Origin of the sequence: Micromonospora sp. NPDC051543 (genome assembly GCF_044454415.1) — a bacterium.
In the GTDB taxonomy this organism is placed as follows: Bacteria; Actinomycetota; Actinomycetes; order Mycobacteriales; family Micromonosporaceae; genus Micromonospora.
In genome coordinates, this window is sequence record NZ_JBITDT010000016.1 from 123,504 (window position 1) to 143,950 (window position 20,447).

The following is a 20,447-nucleotide window of genomic DNA, read 5'->3' on the forward strand; positions in this document are numbered from 1 at the left end:
CCGCGAGCCTACTAAAACCGGAGGGCGCTTCGCGTCCAGGCGCGCGCATCGCGCGGCCGTGGCGCCGGGTCAGTTCGCCAGTTGGGCGAGCAACTCGTCCGCCGCCGCGTACGGGTCGATCGCGCCCTCGGCGACCTTGGCGGCGAGCGTGCTCAACTCCGTACCGTCGCGCAGTGAGCCGATCCTGGCGCGGAGGGCGCCGAGCGCGATGGCCTCGATCTCGGCGGCGGCCCGCGCCTCCTGCCGGCGACGCAGCTCGCCGTGCTCTACCAGCCAACCGCGGTGCTTGTCGATGGCGGCGGCGATGTCGTCGATGCCCTCGCCCCGGGCCGCGACCGAGCGGACCACCTGCGGCCGCCACTGCCCCGGCCCGCGCTCGCCGAGCGCGATCATGCCCTGGATGTCGCGGACCGTGGCGTCGACGCCGTCCCGGTCGGCCTTGTTGACCACGAACACGTCGGCGATCTCCAGAATGCCGGCCTTGACGGCCTGGATCGCGTCGCCCATACCCGGGGCGAGCAGCACCAGCGTGGTGTCGGCCAGCGAGGCCACCTCCACCTCGGCCTGCCCGACGCCGACGGTCTCCACCAGCACCACGTCGCAGCCCGCGCCCTCCAGCACCCGGACCGCCTGCGGCGTCGCCGCCGCCAGCCCGCCGAGATGGCCCCGGCTGGACATCGACCGGATGTAGACACCCGGGTCGGTGGCGTGGTCCTGCATCCGCACCCGGTCGCCGAGGATCGCCCCGCCGGTGAACGGGCTGGACGGGTCGACCGCCAACACGCCCACCCGATGGCCCCGCGCCCGCAGCGCGCGGACCAGCTCGTTGGTGGTGGTCGACTTGCCCACCCCGGGCGAGCCGGTCAGCCCGACCACCTGGGCCTGCCCGGCGTACGGCGCCAGCGCGGCGGCGATCGCCGGCAACAGCGCGTCGCCGTTCTCCACGAGGGTGATCAGGCGGGCCACCGCCCGGGGGTCACCGGTGCGGGCCCGCTCGACCAGCAGCGGCACGTCCCGGCTGCGGCGCACCGACGTGGCGCCCGCCGCCGGAGCCTGCCCGGTCGCCTCGCTCACTGTGCCGGAACGTGGATGATCAGGGCGTCACCCTGGCCACCGCCGCCACACAGCGCCGCCGCGCCGGTGCCACCGCCGCGCCGCTTCAGCTCCAGGGCGAGAGTGAGTACGAGACGCGCGCCGGACATGCCGATCGGGTGCCCCAGGGCGATCGCGCCGCCGTTGACGTTGACCTTGTCCGGGCTGATGCCGAGGTCACGCGTGGACTGGATGCCGACCTGCGCGAAGGCCTCGTTGATCTCGATGAGGTCCAGGTCCTCGATGCTCAGGCCGCCCTTCTTGAGGGCGTGGTTGATCGCGTTCGACGGCTGCGAGTGCAGGGAGTTGTCCGGGCCGGCCACGTTGCCGTGCGCGCCGACCTCCGCCAGCCAGGTCAGGCCCAGCTCGATGGCCTTGGCCTTGCTCATCACGACCACCGCGGCGGCGCCGTCGGAGATCGGCGAGGAACTGCCGGCGGTGATGGTGCCGTCCTTGGTGAAGGCGGGCCGCAGCTTGGCCAGCGACTCCGCGGTGGTGTCCGGCCGGATGCCCTCGTCGTCGCTGATCACCAACGGGTCACCCTTGCGCTGCGGGATCAGCACCGGGGTGATCTCCTCGGCGAAGTGGCCGTTCTTCTGCGCGGCGGCGGCCCGCTGGTGGCTGGTCGCGGCGAACGCGTCCTGCTCCTCGCGCGTGATGCCGTGCCGCGTGCCGAGCCGCTCGGTCGACTCGCCCATGGAACAGCAGTCCCAGGCGTCGCTGAGCCCGTCGTGCGCCATGTGGTCCTTGACCACCACGTCGCCGTACTTGTAGCCGGTGCGCTGACCCATCAGCAGGTGCGGGGCGTTGGTCATCGACTCCATCCCGCCGGCCACCACGATGTCGAACTCGCCGGCCCGGATGAGCTGGTCGGCGAGGGCGATCGCGTCCAGGCCGGACAGGCAGACCTTGTTGATGGTCAACGCCGGCACGGACATCGGTACGCCGGCCTCGACCGCCGCCTGCCGGGCCGGGATCTGACCGGCGCCGGCCTGGAGCACCTGGCCCATGATCACGTACTGGACCTGGTCGGGGCTGACCCCCGCCCGCTCCAGGGCGGCCTTGATGGCGATCCCGCCGAGCTTGGTGGCCGGGAGATCCTTGAGGTTGCCCAGCAGCCGGCCCATGGGGGTCCGCGCGCCGCTGACGATCACCGAAGCCATGCCTGCCTCCGAGGGGGGTGCCGAGCTGTACGCCTGAACGATGGTTCGGCCAGACTAGCGCCATGACAGAGAACTCCCCCGTCGAGCCCGGTGCGGACTACGTCACAGACATCGGACTTCGCAAGATCGACCACGTCGGCATCGCCGTCGCCGACCTGGACGCCGCGATCGACTTCTACCAGCGGACCTTCGGGATGCGCTGCGTACACGTCGAGACCAACGCCGAACAGGGCGTACGGGAAGCGATGCTGGCCGTCGGGCCGACCGTCGAGGGCGGCTGCGTGCAGTTGCTCGCCCCGCTCAGCCCGGAGTCGACGATCGCGAAGTTCCTGGATCGCAACGGGCCGGGCGTGCAGCAGGTCGCGTACACCGTGGCGAACATCGACGTGGCCTGCGCGGCGCTGCGCGAGCGGGGGATGCGGCTGCTCTACGACGAGCCGCGGCGCGGCACCGCGGACAGCCGGATCAACTTCGTCCACCCGAAGGACGCGGGCGGCGTCCTGGTCGAACTGGTCCAACCCGCCGCGACGCACTGACGGCGGCCCCCGTCGCCCACTCCTGTTGATCAAGAGGTTGGCGTCATCTCCGGGCCCCAAGATGACGCCAACCTCTTGATCACCGGGGGCGCTGCGAGGGTTTGTGCGCGGTTTCCGCGCTGGTCGGGCACCTTCACGCATCGGCGGATGCAGTTTTTCACAGAGGACTTCCGGCTTTAGCTACCGTTCAGTAACGTCCCGGCCCACAGGAGCGCGGCCGGTGCCGGATGTGTCGAATGCCGACATGGCGGTCGCGTCCCACCGGCGCCGACGATGGCAGCACCCGGGCCCCGCGCGGGTGTGGGACGAACCGGAGGTCACCGTGCAGAACATCCTCGAAGCGATCATGGCGGCGGAGGAATCGAACGACCCGGACCGGGAACTGGCCGGCGTCGCCGGACTTCCCGTCCCGGAGAGTTACCGGGGCGTGGTCGTCCGCGCCGAGGAGTCCCGGATGTTCGACGGCATGTCCACCCGGGACAAGGACCCCCGCAAGGCGCTGCACGTGCAGGAGGTGCCGACGCCGGAACTCGGACCGGGCGAGGCGCTGATCGCCGTGATGGCCAGCGCGATCAACTACAACACGGTGTGGACCAGCATCTTCGAACCCGTGTCCACGTTCCGGTTCCTCGAGCGCTACGGCCGGGTCTCCGAGCTGACCCGCCGGCACGACCTGCCGTACCACGTGGTCGGTTCGGACGCGGCCGGCGTGGTGCTGCGTACCGGTCCCGGGGTCACCCGGTGGGTGGCCGGTGACGAGGTCGTCGCGCACTGCCTCTCGGTCGAGCTGGAGGACGCCGCCGGGCACGACGACACGATGCTCGACCCGCAGCAGCGGATCTGGGGATTCGAGACCAACTTCGGCGGGCTGGCCGAGCTCGCCGTGGTCAAGGCCAACCAGCTCATGCCCAAGCCGCGCCACCTCACCTGGGAGGAGGCCGCCAGCCCGGGGCTGGTCAACTCGACCGCGTACCGGCAGTTGGTCTCCCACCACGGCGCCAACATGAAGCAGGGCGACGTCGTGCTGATCTGGGGCGCGTCCGGTGGCCTCGGCGGGTACGCCACCCAGATGGCCCTCAACGGCGGCGCGATCCCGGTCTGCGTCGTCTCCTCGCCCGAGAAGGCCGAGCTGTGCCGCAGCATGGGCGCGGAGCTGGTCATCGACCGGGCCGCCGAGGGCTTCCGGTTCTGGAAGGACGACCAGACCCAGGACCCGGACGAGTGGCGGCGGTTCGGCGAGCGGATCCGCGAACTCACCGGCGGAGAGGACCCGGACATCGTCTTCGAGCACCCCGGTCGGGAGACGTTCGGCGCGAGCGTCTACGTGGCCCGGCGCGGAGGCACCATCGTCACCTGCGCGTCCACGAGCGGCTTCCAGCACCAGTACGACAACCGCTACCTCTGGATGCATCTCAAGCGGATCGTGGGCAGCCACTTCGCCAACTACCGCGAGGCGTGGCAGGCCAACCGGCTGGTCGCGCTCGGCAAGGTGCACCCGACGGTGTCCCGCACCTACTCCCTTGAGCAGACCGGTCAGGCCGCGTACGAGGTGCACCGCAACGCGCACCAGGGCAAGGTCGGCGTGCGCTGCCTCGCGCCGTCGGACGGGCTGGGTGTCCGGGACGGGGAGCTGCGGGCCCGGCACGAAGCGGCGATCAACCGGTTCCGGGGGCACTGAGCGGGACACCGGCCGGACGGATGAGCACCCGATGGCCAATGCGGTGATCGGCCATTGTTCTTCCAACCCCATTAGCCCGAACCCATCCGGGTCGAACAAAGGGCCACGGGAGACACCCCGTGGCCCTTTTTCGCGTCACGCTGCGTGGCGTCCGTCCGGCCCGGGACCTGCCAAGATCGCCGATTGGTCCGACCTCGGAGGCCAGGGCAGTTGACCATGTAAAGAGGAGACGAAAGCTTCGCACCGCTCTTGCGAAGCACCCTGGGGCGTCTGCCAGTATGTCCCAATGCCCCAGCAGCAGTCCTCCCCTCTCGCGTTCTTCGATAACGCGAACTCGCAGCCAGATTTCACCGTTGGCCTGCGCGGATACAACACTCACCAGGTCGATGACTTCATCGGCCGGATGACCGCCGCGCTGACCCAGTCCGAGCAGGCCCGTGCCGAGGCCGAGCAGCGGATGAACGACGCCCAGCGTCGCCTCCGCCAGGCCGAGCAGCGCATGAGTGCGCTGGAGCAGAAGCTCACCGACACCAACAAGCAGCTCGAAGAGAACAGCCGGCCCACCCTCTCCGGGCTCGGCACCCGTGTCGAGCAGATCCTCCGGCTCGCCGAGGAGCAGGCCAACGACCACCGCAACGAGGCCAAGCGCGAGTCGGAGGGCATCCTCTCCGCCGCCCGCCTCGAGGCGCGGGAGATCACGGACAAGGCCCGCGCCGAGGCCGCCGCGATGAAGGCCACCGCGGAACGCGAGGCGGGCAACCTGCGTACCGCCGCCGAGCGCGAGGCCGCCGAGGTCCGGGTGCAGGCCCGCCGCGAGGCCGACACGCTGCGCGCCGACGCGGACCGCGAGACCAAGCAGCTGCGGACGGTCACGGCACACGAGGTGGCCGAGCTGAAGTCGACCGTGGAGCGGGAGGTGGCCACCCTGCGTGCCACCGCCGAGCGCGAGATCACCCAGCACCGCTCGAAGGCCGCCCGCGAGGCCGAGGAGAAGCGCGCCGAGGCCACCAAGCTGCTGACCGACGCGCGCGACAAGCGCGACAAGGACCTCCAGGCTCTGGAGCTGCAACTCGCCGAGCGGCGCGAGAAGGCCGAGCGCGAGGAGTCCGAGCGGCACGCCGCCCAGGTGGCGCAGACCCAGAAGATGGTCAGCGAGGCCGAGCAGCGCGCCCGCGGCGCCCAGGAGCGCGCCAAGGAGATCGAGCAGCGCGCCGAGGCCCGCCGGGTCGAGTCCGAGCGCCACGCCAACGAGACGATCGACAAGGCCAAGGCGCTCTCCGACAAGACGCTCAACGAGGCCAAGGCCGAGTCGCAGCGCCTGCTCAGCGAGGCCCGCACCGAGGCCGAGCTGACCACGCAGGCCGCCCGCCGCGAGGTCGACGACCTCACCCGGCAGAAGGACGCGGTCACCTCGCAGCTCGGGCAGATGCTCTCCGGGCTCGCCGGCATCGTGCCCGGCGTTCCCTCGTCGCCGCCCGCCGCGGCGGCGAAGTCCGAGACGAAGAAGACCGACGGCGCTCAGGAGCGGGTCACCGCGGAGACCGCCGGCTGACGCGAGGCGTCAGGTTGGGGCATCGACGGCGCGAGGTGACACCGGGTAACCGGTGTGACCTCGCGCCGTGTGCGTTTCCCAACCCTTGGTGTGGTGCCCTCGCCACGGAGTGAAGTAGGTCCCACAAGCGGCGTCCGTATCGCCCCAGCCGCGGGCGATGCGTGTGAGGATGGGGGCATGTCGCACGGCGAGGAACTGTTCGCCCTCGGCGGGGACGTGACCACGGAGCCCAGCTTCGAGTCCGCTCTGCGGGGGTACGAGAAGAAGCAGGTTGACCGGTACGTCGCACGTGCCGAGCACGAGATCGCGACTCTCGCCGCCGAACGGGAACAGGCCTATACACAGATCCACAAGCTCGCCGGCCAGGTCGAGGTGCTGCAGCGGGATCTGACCCAGGTCCGCAAGCAGATGAACGTGGTCGACCGGGCTTCCTTCCGGCATCTGGGTCCCCGGGTCGAGTCGATCCTCACCCTCGCCGAGGAGCAGGCCGAGCAGATCCTGTCCGCTGCCAACGAGGAGATCGACGCCCGCCGGGCCGCCGCCGAGCACATCATCGAGGAAGCCCGCGAGCAGGCCGCCCGGGCATTGAAGGACTTCGAGATCGCTCTCGCCGCCCGGCGCCAGGAGGAGGAGCGACACAGCGCCTCCCGCCGCGCCGAGGCGGACGCGACCCTGCGCTCGGCCAAGGACGAGTCGGCAAAGCTGCGCAAGGCGGCGCAGGACGAGCTGGCCAAGGCCCAGCAGGAGGCCACCCAGCTGCGGGACGCCGCCAAGGAGATCCACACCCGGGCCCAGCAGGAGGCCACCAAGCTGCGCGAGGAGGCCCGCGAGGCGCTGGCCACCGCCCGCCAGGAGGCGGCGGAGCTGCGCGAGGCGGCCAAGGAAGTGCACGTCAAGGCCCAGCAGGAGGCCAAGCGGCTCACCGACACCGCCACCGAGGCGGGCCGGGCGACCCACGCCAAGGCCCAGCAGGAGGCCAAGCAGATCATCGACGACGCGTCGATGGCCGGCCGGGCCACCCGGGCCAAGGCCCAGCAGGAGGCGGAGCGGCTCACCACGCAGGCGTCCGAGGCGTCCAAGCGCAGCCGGGCGGAGACCGAGGCGTACGTGCAGCGCATGCGCGGCGAGACCGAGGCGTACGTGCAGCAGTCCCGGGCGCAGACGCAGCAGGAGCTCGGCGCCTGGCGGGCAGGCGTGGAGCAGGAGGTCAACTCCCGGCGCGAGGCGGCCGATCGGGAGCTGGCCCAGCGCCGGTCCACCGCCGAGCAGGAGTTCGCCAAGCGCCGCGACGAGCTGGACAAGCAGCACGAGTCCCGCCAGCAGGAGCTGGAGTCGGGCTGGACCGCACGCCGCGACGAGCTGGAGACCTCCTACACCGGGCGCCGCGACGAGCTGGAGACCGAGTACACCACCCGTAAGAACGAGATCGAGCAGGGCGCGGACGCCATCCGCCAGGCGGCCGAGGCGGACGCCGCGACCCTGCGCCAGCGCGCCGAGACCGAGGCCGCCGAGATGCTGAGCCGCGCCGAGACCGAGGCGGGCGACAAGCGACGCAAGGCCGACGAGCACGTCGCGGCCTCGCGCCGCCAGTTCGAGGAGTACGCGGCCACCACCCAGCAACATCTCGCGACCACGCAGCAGCACCTGGCGGCGACGCAGCAGGAGGCGGCGGCGGGTCGGCAGCAGCTCGCTCAGGTGATGTTGGAGATCGCGCAGGCCCAGCAGCAGCTCGCCGACCTGCGGCAGGAGACCTGGAAGGCCCGGCAGGAGTCCGACGAGATCGAGCGCCAGATGGCCGAGCTGCGGCTGCGTACCATCACCGGCCCGGTCGACGGTCCGACGGCGCCGGCGACCGGCGACCGCCCCGACGCGCCGGCCAGTGCCGCGACCGTGGCGGCCAACGGCAGTGCCGCGACCGTGACGGCCAACGGCAGTGCCGCGACCGTGACGGCGGGCAGCGGGACCGGTCCGGGCGACGGCGACGGCTCCGCCGTGCCGGCCGGGGCCGCGACCGTGACGGCCATCGGGGGCAGCGAGCCGGGCGACAGTGACGACGCCACCGCCGGTGACGGTACGACCGGTAGCGGAGCGGCGGGTGACGGTGCTGGCGGTGGCGATTCGGCGGGTGGCCTCAAGGCCGCGCCCGCCGACGTCCGGCAGCCGGCGAACGCCAGCGCCGACGAGGCCGGCACTCGACCGGTGGCCGAGCCGGTGACGACTGTCGACGGCGGCACGGCCAGCGCCGGGGTGGACGGCGAGCCGACGGTGGCCGCTGTTCCGGGCGAGGGTGGCCGGGGCGCCAAGCCGACCAAGATCACCAGTACGGGTGAGAACGGCAAGCGGCCCACCAAGCCGACCACCGACGAGCGCAGCGCCAAGCCCAGCAAGGTCACCCTGGAGAAGGACTGACGGCACGCCCGCACCGAGCATCGAGATCTTGGACAATTTCCGTTGGCTCGGGACGGAAATTGTCCGAGATCTGCACGGGTACGGCAGGGCCTAGCTGACGTCCGGGGGTAGATCGATGATCGGACGGCGGAACGGTACCCATGCCACGAAACGTTCGAACAACTCTCTGGGCGTCGGCCCGTCGTAGGGATTGAGCTGGTAGAGGTCGTGCGCTGCCTCGTGGTAGAGCCCGGCCAGGTAGATGGTCAGCGCGGCAGGGTCTCCGTCGAACTCCGCCTTGAGCAGCAGCCGGGCGTCCGCACAGGGCCACGGTCGACCGTCGGCCCGGCAGCACCACATGGGTCGCAGCGGAGTGTGCGGCGTCCGCGCACCGCAGGGTCTGGGAAACGCGGGGTACGGCCCAAGTCGCGGCTGAGGCAGTCCCGATACCGGTGTACGGCCCCGGTCACCCGATCCAGAGCCCGACGGCGTGCATCTCGACCGGGACGCTGCGGTTACGGGCAGCGCGCCACCGGCACAGCGAGAACCGGGCATGGGTACCTCCTCGACTGGAAGCGGTTGCGCCGCCGGCGACAGGGCCCAGGACGACGACAGCCGCGCGATCCGGTACGTGACAGTCTGCTGATCAGACCACTACGTTCGGAAGGCATCACCGTGTTCGGCGGCGGCACTGTGTCGACGGTGTGGCGTGCCGGGACGGTCGGTGGAATTGACCCTCGACCTGCGGAGGCACTGTGGAAGGCGACACCGCGCCGACAGCCGACATGATCCGCGCGCAGTTGCGCCGGCTGCGGACCGCCGCCGGGCTGAGCCAGGAGGATTTCGGCCGGCTGGTCCACTATTCCGGCTCCATGGTGTCGGCGCTGGAGCTGGGCCAACGACCCCTGGACCGGCTGTTCCTGGCCCGCGCCGACGAGGTGCTGACCACCGACGGCCTCCTCGTCCATCTGCTCAAGCTCGCCGAGCGGGACGGTCAGCCGAGCTGGTTCCGTCCGTGGCTGGATGCCGAGCGAAGCGCTCGCCAGCTGCGGTGCTTCCAACCCACGCTGATCCCGGGGCTGCTGCAGACCGAGAACTACGCCCGCGCCGTGATCCGTTGCGACGACCTGCTCAGCGACGACGAGGTGGAACGCCGAGTCCACGCCCGCCTGGACCGCCAGTCGCTGCTGATGCAACCCGATCCGCCGCAGTTCGTGGCGGTGGTGGACGAGTTGGTGCTGCGGCGTGCCGGGGAGGAGATCCGCGGTTTGATGGTCGAGCAGCTCACTCACCTCGTCGCCAGCCCGGAGCGACCACACGTCAGCCTGCACGTCATTCCGGCCGACGCCGGACTGCACGTCGGCCTCTCCGGACCGTTCAACCTGGCTCGCGGTGCCGATGGTGGTTGGGTGGGGCACATGGAGCACCAGATTGACGGTCTCGTGGTCGATGGCGAACATGAGGTGGCTACGCTGCTGGCGCGTTGGGAGATGATCAGAAACAGTGCGTTGTCCCGCCGCCAGTCGATCGAACTGATGAAGGAAGTTGTGACCTCATGGACCTGATCGGCGCGCTCTGGCGCACGTCCAGCCGTAGCGGCAACGGCGAGTGTGTCGAGGTGGCGGACAACCTGCCCGGGGTGGTGGGGGTGCGGGACAGCAAGGACCCGTCCGGCACGGTGCTGGTCTTCGCGGCGGCCGCGTGGCGGGCGTTCGTGGCGGCGACCCGTCGTCCCACCGCCTGAGCCGGAGGTCCCTGGTGCCGCAGCGTGACCCGTCCGGCGACGACCCGGACGTGACCCCCGAGTCCTCTTCAGCCCAGCCTCCGGCGGAGCCTGGGACGCCTCCGCCGGTCCCGGTGCCGGCTCCGGGATTCGACCCGGACGAGCCTCCGGCGGTCCCGTCGGGGAAGTTCGGCACGCCGGGGCGTCCGCTGCGGCGCAGCAGTTTCCTGGTCGGCTTCACCGGCGCGCTGGGCGTGCTGCTGGCGTACACCCTCTATCTGGGGATCCGGAATGCCGGCGGCATTCTGGTGCTGGTGGTGATCGCGCTCTTCCTGGCGGTGGGCCTCAACCCGGCGGTGGTGCGCCTGCGCACCTGGGGTGTGCCCCACGGCCTGGCCGTGGCGGTGGTGGCGCTGACCGTGGTGCTGCTGCTCTGCGGCGGCATCGTGGCGCTGGTTCCGCCGATCGTGACGCAGTCCGGGCAGTTCATCGACCAGATTCCGAGCCTGCTCGACGAGTTGCGTCGCAATCCCACGGTCAACGACCTGGTGGAGCGGTACGACGTGGTCGAGCGGGTGCAGGGCGCGGCCAACGCCGACACCATCGGCCGGGCCCTCGGCGGGGTCCTCGGTGGCGCTCAACTGATCTTCGGCACGGTGTTCCGGACACTGACCGTGCTCGTGCTGACCATCTACTTCCTGGCCTACTTCGACAAGCTGCGTTCCCTGGGCTACGCGTTGGTTCCCCGGTCGCGTCGTGAGCGAGCGGCGTTGATCGGCGATGCGATCCTCACCAAGGTGGGCGCGTACATGGTCGGCGCGTTGAGCATCGCGGTCCTGGCCGGTGCGACCACGTTCGTCTTCGCGCTGATCGTCGGCCTGCCGTACCCGTTCGCGCTGGCCGTGGTCGTCGCCGTCACCGATCTGATCCCGCAGATCGGCGCGACCCTGGGCGCGGTCATCGTGAGCCTGGTCGGCTTCGCCGCCGACCTGCCCACCGGCATCGCCTGCGCGGTGTTCTTCCTCATCTACCAGCAGGTCGAGAACTACCTGATCTACCCGAAGGTGATGCGGCGCTCGGTCGAGGTCAACGAGGTCGCCGCCCTGCTGGCGGCGCTGCTCGGCGTGGCGCTGCTGGGCGTGGTGGGCGCGCTGATCGCCATCCCCACGGTGGCCGCGCTGCAACTGATCCTGCGTGAGGTGGTGCTCCCCCGCCAGGAGCGCAACTGACGCCGCCGTGAGCGAAACGGACGCCGCCAGGAGCGGAACGTGACGCCGCCGTGAGCGGAACTGCGCGGGGTCAGTCGGCCGGGCGGGGTACGGGCGTGTCGGCGAAGGCGGCCACCGTCCGGTCGGCGTACGCGCTGACGTCGCCGGTCTCCATCGGCCCGTCCCAGGTCGTCGGCAGGGGCACGTCGACCCCGGGGTTGACCCGCTTGACGATCTCGTCGAGCACCGTCTCCGCGTCGCCCACCCAGAGGTGCTTCGCGCCGGGCACCCCGACCACCTCGGCCTGCGGCACCGCCGCGAACCGCTCCCGCGCCTCGGCCGGACGCAGGTAGTCGTCGAACTCGGGCACCAGCGCCACCAGCGGCCGACCGGACGTGGTCCAGGTCGCCAGGTCGTCCGGCGTCGAGAAGCGCAGCGGCGGGGAGAGCAGGATCGCTCCCGCCACGGCCGGGTCGCAGCCGTACTTGAGGGCCAGGTCGGTGCCGAACGACCACCCGACCAGCCAGATGTTGGGCAGTTCGGCGAACTCCGCGTACTCGATGGCGGCGGCCACGTCGTACCGCTCGCCCACCGCGCCGTCGAACGCGCCCTCGCTGGTGCCGCGCACGCTGCTGGTGCCCCGGGTGTTGAACCGCAGCACGGCCAGGTCGGCCAGCGCCGGCAGCCGCCAGGCCGCCTTGCGGAACACGTGGCTGTCCATCATCCCGCCGTGCGTGGGCAGCGGGTGCAGGCAGACCAGGGTGGCCACCGGGGGCCGATCGGCCGGCAGGGCCAGCTCGCCGACCAGCCGCAGCCCGTCGGCGGTGTGCAGCTCGATGTCCTCCCGCCGGCCGGGCAGGATCGACGACGCGCGGATCGCTGTGCTCACCGCCCCAGTCTGTCGCGAAGTCGGCGTCGCCGCCCGCCCAGGCACGAACAGCGTGATCCAGATCGCTGAGCCGTGACGCGAGGCGCCCCGGCCGGGTCGCTGAGCCGTGGCGCGAGGCGCCCCGGCCCGGTCGCTCAGTAGCGCGGCGCTCCCCGGCCGCGCTGCACCGACGGGCCACGCCGCTCCCGGGCGCGCCAGCAGCCGCTGTGCCAGTGGCGGCGGTCGGTCAGGTCACCCAGCCCGTCGGCCGGCCAGGCCACCAGGTGCGCCACCCCGGGCCGGATCTCCTGGTCACACCCCGGACAGCGGTACGTCTTGACCGACGCGCCCGCCCCGATCCCGCGTACCTGCCAGGCGCCGTCGGTCCACTGCTGCACCGAGGCGACACCCTGGCGGGCCCGGTCGGCGTCCAGGTTGGCGTTCTCGTCCCGGCGGGGGCGGTTGCGACGGGGGCTCACAGTCACCAAGCGTACGGTCGCCCCGGGCGGGACGATCCGGGTGGTCACCAGGTCGTTGGCCGGAACGGCCCGGCGTTGACGCGGTCAGCGGTGCGAGTGGTCGCGGAAGCCGCGACGGGTCTTGCGACCCAGGTAGCCGGCGGTGACCAGGTGCTCCAGCAGCGGCGCGGGCGCGAAGCCCGGCTCGCGCAGCTCCAGGTACAGCTCCCGCTGGATCGCCAGCGAGACGTCCAGCCCGACCACGTCGAGCAGCTCGAACGGGCCCATCGGGTAGCCGCAGCCCAGCTTCATGGCGTGGTCGATGTCGTCGGCCGTGGAGTAGCTGGCCTCCAGCATCTTGACCGCGTCGTTCAGGTACGGGAAGAGCAGCGCGTTGACGATGAACCCGGACCGGTCCCCGCAGACCACGCCGGTCTTGCCGAGCGCCGCGCAGACGGCCCGCGCGGTCGCGGTGGTCTCCGGTGAGGTGCGGATGGTCCGGACCACCTCGACCAGCGGCATGACCGGCGCCGGGTTGAAGAAGTGCAGGCCCACCACGTCGGCCGGCCGCTGGGTGGCCATCGCCACGTCGATCACCGGCAGGGACGAGGTGGTGGTGGCCAGCACCACGCCCGGCTTGCAGATCTCGTCGAGGCTGGCGAAGAGCGCCTTCTTGACGCTCAACTCCTCGACGACCGCCTCGACGACCAGGTCGACGTCGGCGAGGTGGTCGAGGGTGGCCGTCCAGGTGATCCGACCGAGCGCGGCGTCCCGGTCGGCCTCGGCGAGCTTGCCCCGGACGACGCCCTTGTTCAGCGACGTCTTCACCGCCTCGCAGACCGACGCGGACTTCTCCGCGCCCCGGGTCACCGAGACGACCTCGTACCCGGCCCTGGCGAACACCTCGACGATCCCGGTGGCCATCGTTCCCGAGCCGACAATGCCGACCTTGGTCACGACTGCGGGGCTCGCAAGCTCACTCCTCGCGCTCCCGATGCCGACCTTGGTCACGACTGCGGGGCTCGCAAGCTCACTCCTCGCGCTCCCGATGCCGACCTCGGCGTAGATGGCGCGCGCGCCGTCGGCGAGCGCGGCGTCCGCCGCCGGCGGCGTCGTTCCATCGGGTACGACCTTCGGCGAACCGGGCCGCTCGTAGGTGTAGAAACCCCGACCGGACTTGCGGCCCAGCAGCCCCGCCGTGACCATCTGCTTGAGCAGCGGCACCGGGGCGTGTCGGCGGTCCCGGCCGCCCCGCCGGTACATGGTGTCCAGGATCTCGTACGCGGTGTCCAGGCCGATGAGGTCCATCAGCGCCAGTGGGCCCATCGGTAGGCCGCAGCCGAGCTTCATCGCGGCGTCGATGTCCTCCCGGGTCGCGTAGTGCGACTCGAACATCGCGACCGCGTGGTTGAGGTAGCCGAAGAGCAGCGCGTTGGCGATGAAGCCGGCCCGGTCGTTGATGGTGACGTCGACCTTGCCGAGCCGGGCGCACAGCGCCTCGACGTCGGCCACGACCTCGGGCGCGGTGACGACCGTGCGGACCACCTCGACCAGCTTCATCACCGGGGCCGGGTTGAAGAAGTGGATGCCGATCACCTGGTTGGGCCGGCTGGTGGCCACCGAGATCTCGGTGACGCTCAGCGACGAGGTGTTGGTGGCGAGGATGGCCTCCGGCTTGCAGACCCGGTCCAACTCGGCGAAGATCCGCTGCTTGAGGTCCAGGTGCTCGGGCACCGCCTCGATGACCAGGTCCACCGAGTGCAGCGCGTCCAGCCCGACCGCGAAGCGCACCCGCTCGTGCAGGGCGTCGCGGTCCGCCTCGGCGAGCTTGCCCTTGGCGACCGCCCGGTCGGTGGAGCCCTTCAGGGTGGCCCGACCGCGCTCCAGCGCCGGCTCGGTGATCTCGACCGCGACGACGTCGATGCCGTTGCGGGCGAAGACCTCGACGATGCCGGCACCCATGGTGCCCAGCCCCACGACACCGACGGTGCTGAACTCGCGCGCCACGACCGGCCTCCCCAGACACTCCGCACGGCCACTGAACGGCCGCTAAGGTATGCGCGCGAGTCTGCCACGTGCCGCAGGCTTGTCGAGACGCCGTGGGATATTTCACCCACGACGCGGCCCTACCCGGCCCGCGCGTCGGTCAGCGCCAGCAGCTCCGCCACGAACTCCCCCGGGCGCTCCAGGTGCGGGCTGTGCCCGCAGCCGGGCAACACCACCTCGCGGTACGCGCCGCCGGCCGCCGCGTACCGATCCAGCACCGCCCGGGTCTGGCCGACCATCGGTTGCGGCGGGCAGGCCTCCGCCCCCGGCCATCCGGGTACGACACCCAGCGAACCGAGGTACGCCAGGTCCAGCAGCGACGTGTCCGAGACGATCACGTCGGCGTCGCCGCGTACCCAGGTGACCGGAGGCTTCTCGGCGACGGCCACCAGCTCGCCGGCGAGCCGGAACCAGGTCGGCGCGAGCGCGTTCAGCACGCCCCGCTTCCCGGGCACGGTGCCGGGCCAGTTCTCCGACTCCGCCGACGTGCCGGGGTAGTTGTCCTCGCCGATCGCGGTGGACAGCACACTGTCGAGCAGCAGCTCCTCGTCGACGCCGAGCGAGGCCGAATCGGCCACGTAGGTCGCCCGCAGCACCTGACGCGGGCTGGCCGGTCCCTCGATGCTCCGGTCGCCCGCGGCGAGCCGGGCCACGAAGTCCCGGTTGGCGGTGCCAGCACCGGTACCGGCGAAGTCGGGCGTGGTCGGCGTGCCGCTCAGGTCGCGGGTGCCACCGAAGCCGTACGGCGACACGGGCGCGGCCAGCAGTAGCGCCCCCACCCGGTGTGGATGGTCGACCAGCAGCCGCATGGCGACTCCCCCACCGAGGGAGTGCCCGACCACGACCGGTCGGACCCCACCACCGGTGTCAACGCCGCTGCTGTCAGCGCCACTGCCGTCGACGCCGCTGCTGTCAACGCCACTGTCGTCGACGCCCGGGAAGAGCGTCGGGTCGTCCAGCAGGGCGGCGACGTCGTCGGCGAAGTCCCGCAGGCCCCGGGTGGCGTCCACTCCAGCGGTCGCCGAGTCGCCGAACCCGCGCAGGTCGGGAGCGACGACCCGCAGCGTCGGTGGCAACCGTCGGATCAACGGCTCCCAGAACAGCGAGGAGGAGCAGTTGCCGTGGACCAGCAGCACCGGAGTTCCGTCCGGCGGACCGGCCACCCGCACCGCCTGGCGTATACCGTTCGCCGTCACGAACCGCTGCTCGGTCTCCATCCGCGGCATGCTGCCACGTCGGTCCACGTGGGTCCAGGTGTCGGACAGCCACCGCGCGGCACCGCCGGAGTGTTGCCGAGGGCCGGTGGTCGCCCCGGCCGGGTCAGCGGCGGACGCCGGGTGGCGAAGCCAACGGCAGTGGCAGCGTCGGTCGGATGTCGCGTCGGGACACCCCGAAGCTGAGCCCGACCGGATCCGTGTGGGCGACCCCCGGATCGAACAGGCGCAGCTCGGTGCGGCCGAGTCGGATCACGTCGCCGTCGCTCAGGCGCTCCACCTCGGTGATCCGGCGGTCGTTGAGCCAGGTGCCGTTGGTCGAGCCCAGGTCACGCAGCGACGCGCCCTCCGGGGCCAGCCACACCTCGGCGTGCCGGCGACTCAGGTGCGGGTCGCTGATCACCACGTGACCGGTCGGCGCGCGACCGATCACCTGCGGCTCGGCCCGCAGGCGGAAGCTCGCTCCGCGCATCGGCCCACCGGCGACCGTCAACAACGGCATCAGTTCCGGATGTTCCTCCATGGACAGTCAGCCCTCCACCCCACACCGTTACTCCGCGCGTCAGCCTGCCATCAGACGGTAATCGTCAATACCGACCGGCCGGTCAGCTCCTCGTCACCTCCCGGTCACCCGCCGTTCGACGATTCGGACGGCCACCCCTCGGCACTGCGCACCTGACCTGCACTGATCAACGAGTGGACGAGTGGACGCGACTCCCACCCCGGCACCCGAAATCGCGGCCTACCGATGAGTAATCTTCGGGTCTAGACTTCCGCCATGACGGCTGTGCATGTCCCCGGCACCCCTCTGATCGAGGCGCACGAGCTGGTCTCCACCAGTCCGGCCACCGGCGTCGAGGCCGGCCGCCTGCCGGCCGCCACCGAGGCGGACGTACGGCAGGCCGTCGAGCGCGCGCGTTCCGCCGCCGAGTGGTGGGCCGGTCTGGGCTTCAGCGGCCGCCGCCAGCGGATGCTGCGCTGGCGCGCGCTGCTCGCCAAGCGCGTCGAGCAGCTCGCCGAGTTGATGCACGTCGAGGGCGGCAAACCGGCCGCCGACGCCATCGTCGAGATCGCCAGCGCGATCGAACACGTCGACTGGGCCGCCCGCAACGCGGGCCGCGTGCTCGGCCCACGCCGGGTACGGTCCCGGCTCGTCCTCGCCGAGTTCTCCGCGCACCTGGAATACCAGCCGCACGGCGTGGTGGGTGTGATCGGGCCGTGGAACTACCCGGTCCTCACCCCGCTCGGCTCCGCCGCGTACGCCCTGGCCGCCGGCAACGCCGTCGTGCTCAAGCCCAGCGAGTACACACCCGTCGTCGGCCAGTGGCTGGTGGACACGTTCGCGGAGGTGGTGCCCGAGCAGCCGGTGTTCACCGCCGTACACGGGCTCGGCGACGTCGGCGCGGCGCTGTGCCGTTCCGGGGTCGACAAGGTGGCCTTCACCGGCTCGACCGCGACCGCCCGCAAGGTGATGGCCGCCTGCGCCGAGACGCTGACGCCGGTGCTGATCGAGGGCGGCGGCAAGGACGCCATGATCGTCGACAGCGACGCCGACCTGGACGCCGCCGCCGAGGCGTGCGTCTGGGGCGCCATGACCAACGCCGGCCAGACCTGCATCGGCATCGAGCGCGTCTACGCCGTCGACACGGTCTTCGACGCCTTCGTCGACAAGGTCGTCGCCCGCGCCGGCCGGCTGACCGTCGGCCCCGACGGCGCCGACATCGGCCCGATCACCATGCCGGGCCAGATCGACGTGATCCGCCGCCACATCGAGGCGGCCGTCAGCTCCGGTGGTCGCGCCCTGGTCGGCGGCCCCGACGCGGTGCAGCCACCGTACGTGCACCCGACCGTGCTGGTGGACGTACCGGAGGAGTCCGCCGCCGTCCGCGAGGAGACCTTCGGCCCGACGGTCACCATCAGCCGGGTCCGCGACGCCGACGAGGCCGTGGCCCGCGCCAACGCCGTGTCGTACGGCCTCGGGGGTTCGGTCTTCGGCCGGCAGCGTGCCGTGAGCATCGCGCGGCGCCTGCGCTCGGGGATGACCTCGGTCAACTCCGCCCTGACCTTCGCCGGGATGTCCACGCTGCCGTTCGGCGGCGTCGGCGACTCCGGCTTCGGGCGGATCCACGGCGAGGACGGCCTCCGCGAGTTCGCCCGCGCCAAGGCCATCACCCGGCGTCGGGCGCGCTCACTGCTGCCGTCGATGACGTTCGACCGCACCCCGACCGACGTGGCACGCCTCGTCAAAGCCATCAAGGTGATGTACGGCAGGTGAGTGTCGGATAGCCGATCTGCGCCGCGATCGGCGTATCCACATGTTTATACGTCGTACGCACGGCGGTACATTGCGTTAAATGGGCCACAATCGATTGCGACACAGCCTTGTCGACAGTGACCAGTCGTGGAGCGCTCGGCAGCGGCGTCGTCGTTCGGAGTGGCTGGCGCGCACCTTCCCCGACATCGGTGACATGCACGTCGTCGACCTCGGCGGCCGGCTCGGCACCTGGCACCGCGCCACCGTCCGGCCGGCCCGCGTCACCGTGGTCAACCTGGAACAGCCGCCCGCCGCCGTACCCGAGTGGGCCCACGTCGAGCAGGCCGACGCCTGCGACCTGCCACCCCGTGTCGCCAAGGGCGCCTACGACCTGGTCTTCTCCAACTCCGTGCTGGAACACGTCGGCGGGCACGAGCGCCGGCTGCGGTTCGCCGCCGCAACCCGTTCACTGGCCGATCGGCACTGGGTGCAGACGCCCTACCGCTACTTCCCCATCGAGCCGCACTGGATCGCACCCGGGATGCAGTTCCTGCCGATCCGGATGCGCACGGCGCTCGCTCGCCGTTGGCCCCTCGGGCACAAACCGACCCGCAGCCACGAGGCCGCCATCCACCAGGTGCTCTGGACCGAACTGCTGGACCGTTCGCAGATGCGCCACTATTTTCCCGACTCGACAATGCTCGTCGAGCGAATCTTCGGCCTACCGAAGTCGTTGATCGCCGTACGGACCGGGTCGTGAGCCGGGTCAGAAGAGGGTCAGCTCGTCCTTCTCGATGCCACGCAGCCGGTCGTAGTTGACGACGACGCACCGGATGCCCCGGTCGGCGGCGAGCACCCGGGCCTGCGGCTTGATCTCCTGCGCGGCGAACACGCCGGTGACCGGGCTGAGCAGCGGGTCACGGTTCATGAGTTCGAGATAGCGGGTCAACTGCTCCACGCCGTCGATCTCGCCACGCCGCTTGATCTCGACGGCCACGGCCCCGGAGTTGGCGTCCCGGCACAGCAGGTCCACCGGGCCGATCGCCGTCATGTACTCGCGGCGCACCAACGTGAACCCCTCGCCCAGCACGGTCGGGTTGGCCGCCAGCAGCTCCTGCAGGTGCGCCTCCACCCCGTCCTTGCGCAGGCCGGGATCCACACCCAGCTCGTACGAGGTGTCCTGGAAGACCTCCTCCAGGGTGATCCGCAACTCCTCGCCGGCCTTGTTGACCACCCGCCACACGCCGGGGGCCTCCTCCAGCCGGCACGGCGGGCTCATCCAGTTCAGCGGCTTGTACGCACGATCGTCGGCGTGAATCGACACCGACCCGTCCGCCTTCACCATCAACAGCCGGGTCGCCAGCGGCAGGTGAGCCGAGAGCCGTCCGACGTAGTCCACCGAGCACTTCGCAATGACCAACCGCACCCGACGAGGGTAGCCGAGCACCCCGCAGCCGCCACCGAGCGGCACTGGCGCGTCGGTGCGATGCTGAGATCGTGTTCGAAGTCCTCACCGGCACCGGCCTCGCCGCCTCGGCGGGTCTGAATGCCTACATACCCCTGCTCGTCCTCGGCCTACTCGGCCGCTACACCAACCTGATCGACCTGCCCAGCGGCTGGACGTGGCTCGGCAACGGCTGGGTCATCGTCATCCTTGCCGTCCTGCTCGCCGTCGAGATGGTGGCGGACAAGGTGCCGGTCGTCGACCACGTCAACGACGTGGTGCAGACCGTCGTCCGGCCCACCGCCGGTGGCCTCGCCTTCGGGGCCGGCTCGTCGTCGGAGACCGTGACCGTCAGCGACCCGGGGAGCTTCTTCTCCAGCCACCAGTGGGTGCCGGTCGCCACCGGCGTACTCCTCGCCTTCGGTGTACACCTGCTCAAGTCCGCCGCACGCCCGGTGATCAACGCGACCACCGCCGGGTTCGGCGCCCCGGTGGCCAGCACCGCCGAGGACGCGACGAGCGTGGTCATGTCCCTGGTCGCGGTCATCCTGCCGGTGCTCGTACTCGCCTTCCTGGTGGGTCTTGTCGTCTTCGTCTACTGGTTCCTGCGTCGACGCTCCGATCGCCGCCGGGAACGCGAGGCGGCCCGCGCCGCCGGCTTCCGCGTCTGACCCCCGGCGCGCCCTCCGCACTGGAGGACGCGCCGGCCGCGCGTTGGCAATCTGAAGGTACGGCGATGGCCGGCACCCGTTGTCGGGTGCCGGCCATCGGTGGTTTCTTAGCTGTTCCAGTTGTGGGCGACGAGGTCGGTGGCCTGCTGCTC

General features: G+C 71.3%; 18 protein-coding genes and 2 pseudogenes. 10 read left to right on the plus strand and 10 right to left on the minus strand.

The window, feature by feature from the left end; all coding sequences use genetic code 11:
• Window positions 1–69: 69 nt before the first annotated feature.
• Window positions 70–1,074, minus strand: a complete 1,005-nt coding sequence (meaB, locus tag ACIA3K_RS26020) for a methylmalonyl Co-A mutase-associated GTPase MeaB (protein WP_396804286.1) — start codon at window positions 1,072–1,074, stop codon at window positions 70–72.
• Window positions 1,071–2,255 carry an acetyl-CoA C-acetyltransferase gene (locus ACIA3K_RS26025; RefSeq protein WP_396804287.1) on the minus strand — a complete coding sequence of 395 codons (1,185 nt, stop codon included), beginning with the start codon at window positions 2,253–2,255 and terminating at the stop codon, window positions 1,071–1,073. Before ACIA3K_RS26025 ends, meaB begins: the two co-directional genes overlap by 4 nt.
• Window positions 2,256–2,317: 62 nt before the next feature.
• Here ACIA3K_RS26025 and mce point away from each other — a divergent pair, with 62 nt between their 5' ends.
• The 4 genes from mce to ACIA3K_RS26045 all read left to right on the plus strand — a co-directional run bounded on the left by mce (window position 2,318) and on the right by ACIA3K_RS26045 (window position 8,430).
• Window positions 2,318–2,791, plus strand: coding sequence for a methylmalonyl-CoA epimerase (gene mce, locus ACIA3K_RS26030; protein WP_396804288.1), 474 nt, complete (start codon window positions 2,318–2,320; stop codon window positions 2,789–2,791).
• 322 nt (window positions 2,792–3,113) lie between these two features.
• Window positions 3,114–4,469 carry a crotonyl-CoA carboxylase/reductase gene (gene ccrA / locus ACIA3K_RS26035; protein ID WP_396804309.1) on the plus strand — a complete coding sequence of 452 codons (1,356 nt, stop codon included), beginning with the start codon at window positions 3,114–3,116 and terminating at the stop codon, window positions 4,467–4,469.
• Between the two features lie 286 nt (window positions 4,470–4,755).
• Window positions 4,756–6,021, plus strand: coding sequence for a cell division protein DivIVA (locus tag ACIA3K_RS26040; protein ID WP_396804289.1), 1,266 nt, complete (start codon window positions 4,756–4,758; stop codon window positions 6,019–6,021).
• Window positions 6,022–6,198: 177 nt separating this feature from the next.
• Window positions 6,199–8,430 carry a hypothetical protein gene (locus ACIA3K_RS26045; protein WP_396804290.1) on the plus strand — a complete coding sequence of 744 codons (2,232 nt, stop codon included), beginning with the start codon at window positions 6,199–6,201 and terminating at the stop codon, window positions 8,428–8,430.
• A 90-nt stretch (window positions 8,431–8,520) separates the two neighbouring features.
• Here ACIA3K_RS26045 and ACIA3K_RS26050 read toward each other — a convergent pair whose 3' ends face one another.
• Window positions 8,521–8,850: a hypothetical protein gene (locus ACIA3K_RS26050; protein WP_396804310.1), complete on the minus strand. Its 330-nt coding sequence runs from the start codon at window positions 8,848–8,850 to the stop codon at window positions 8,521–8,523.
• Window positions 8,851–9,194: 344 nt separating this feature from the next.
• On the opposite strand from ACIA3K_RS26050, the gene ACIA3K_RS26055 reads away from it, so the two are divergent.
• From ACIA3K_RS26055 to ACIA3K_RS26065, 3 genes are all read left to right on the plus strand, one after another.
• The gene (locus ACIA3K_RS26055) at window positions 9,195–9,974 is read left to right on the plus strand and encodes a helix-turn-helix domain-containing protein (RefSeq protein ID WP_396804311.1); all 780 of its coding nucleotides are present in this window, start codon (window positions 9,195–9,197) and stop codon (window positions 9,972–9,974) included.
• Window positions 9,965–10,153 carry a DUF397 domain-containing protein gene (locus ACIA3K_RS26060; RefSeq protein WP_396804291.1) on the plus strand — a complete coding sequence of 63 codons (189 nt, stop codon included), beginning with the start codon at window positions 9,965–9,967 and terminating at the stop codon, window positions 10,151–10,153. The genes ACIA3K_RS26055 and ACIA3K_RS26060 overlap by 10 nt, the downstream gene beginning before the upstream one ends.
• A gap of 113 nt (window positions 10,154–10,266) precedes the next feature.
• Complete coding sequence (locus ACIA3K_RS26065; RefSeq protein WP_396804292.1) at window positions 10,267–11,361, plus strand: AI-2E family transporter; 1,095 nt, start codon at window positions 10,267–10,269, stop codon at window positions 11,359–11,361.
• 70 nt (window positions 11,362–11,431) lie between these two features.
• On the opposite strand, the gene ACIA3K_RS26070 is transcribed toward ACIA3K_RS26065, so the two are convergent.
• The 6 genes and pseudogenes from ACIA3K_RS26070 to ACIA3K_RS26095 form a co-directional block, all read right to left on the minus strand.
• A complete protein-coding gene (locus ACIA3K_RS26070; protein WP_396804293.1) occupies window positions 11,432–12,229 on the minus strand; it encodes an alpha/beta hydrolase in 798 nt (265 codons plus the stop codon).
• 134 nt (window positions 12,230–12,363) lie between these two features.
• Window positions 12,364–12,687, minus strand: coding sequence for a hypothetical protein (locus tag ACIA3K_RS26075; RefSeq protein ID WP_355053606.1), 324 nt, complete (start codon window positions 12,685–12,687; stop codon window positions 12,364–12,366).
• A gap of 84 nt (window positions 12,688–12,771) precedes the next feature.
• Window positions 12,772–13,620, minus strand: a pseudogene (locus tag ACIA3K_RS26080) (3-hydroxyacyl-CoA dehydrogenase family protein); the annotation flags it as partial.
• Window positions 13,621–13,731: 111 nt separating this feature from the next.
• Window positions 13,732–14,673 (minus strand): annotated as a pseudogene (locus ACIA3K_RS26085) (3-hydroxyacyl-CoA dehydrogenase family protein); the annotation flags it as partial.
• A 119-nt stretch (window positions 14,674–14,792) separates the two neighbouring features.
• Entirely contained in the window at window positions 14,793–15,938 is a 1,146-nt protein-coding gene (locus ACIA3K_RS26090) for an alpha/beta fold hydrolase (RefSeq protein ID WP_396804294.1), read from the minus strand.
• Window positions 15,939–16,032: 94 nt separating this feature from the next.
• Window positions 16,033–16,449, minus strand: a complete 417-nt coding sequence (locus ACIA3K_RS26095; protein WP_396804295.1) for an FHA domain-containing protein — start codon at window positions 16,447–16,449, stop codon at window positions 16,033–16,035.
• Window positions 16,450–16,704: 255 nt separating this feature from the next.
• On the opposite strand from ACIA3K_RS26095, the gene ACIA3K_RS26100 reads away from it, so the two are divergent.
• Window positions 16,705–18,201, plus strand: a complete 1,497-nt coding sequence (locus ACIA3K_RS26100) for an aldehyde dehydrogenase family protein (protein WP_396804296.1) — start codon at window positions 16,705–16,707, stop codon at window positions 18,199–18,201.
• Window positions 18,202–18,280: 79 nt separating this feature from the next.
• Entirely contained in the window at window positions 18,281–18,940 is a 660-nt protein-coding gene (locus tag ACIA3K_RS26105; protein WP_396804297.1) for a class I SAM-dependent methyltransferase, read from the plus strand.
• Between the two features lie 6 nt (window positions 18,941–18,946).
• On the opposite strand, the gene nucS is transcribed toward ACIA3K_RS26105, so the two are convergent.
• Entirely contained in the window at window positions 18,947–19,606 is a 660-nt protein-coding gene (gene nucS, locus ACIA3K_RS26110; protein WP_355053613.1) for an endonuclease NucS, read from the minus strand.
• A gap of 71 nt (window positions 19,607–19,677) precedes the next feature.
• Here nucS and ACIA3K_RS26115 point away from each other — a divergent pair, with 71 nt between their 5' ends.
• Window positions 19,678–20,295 (plus strand): DUF4126 domain-containing protein, encoded by a 618-nt coding sequence (locus ACIA3K_RS26115; protein WP_396804298.1) that lies wholly within the window; start codon window positions 19,678–19,680, stop codon window positions 20,293–20,295.
• Window positions 20,296–20,447 lie beyond the last annotated feature (152 nt).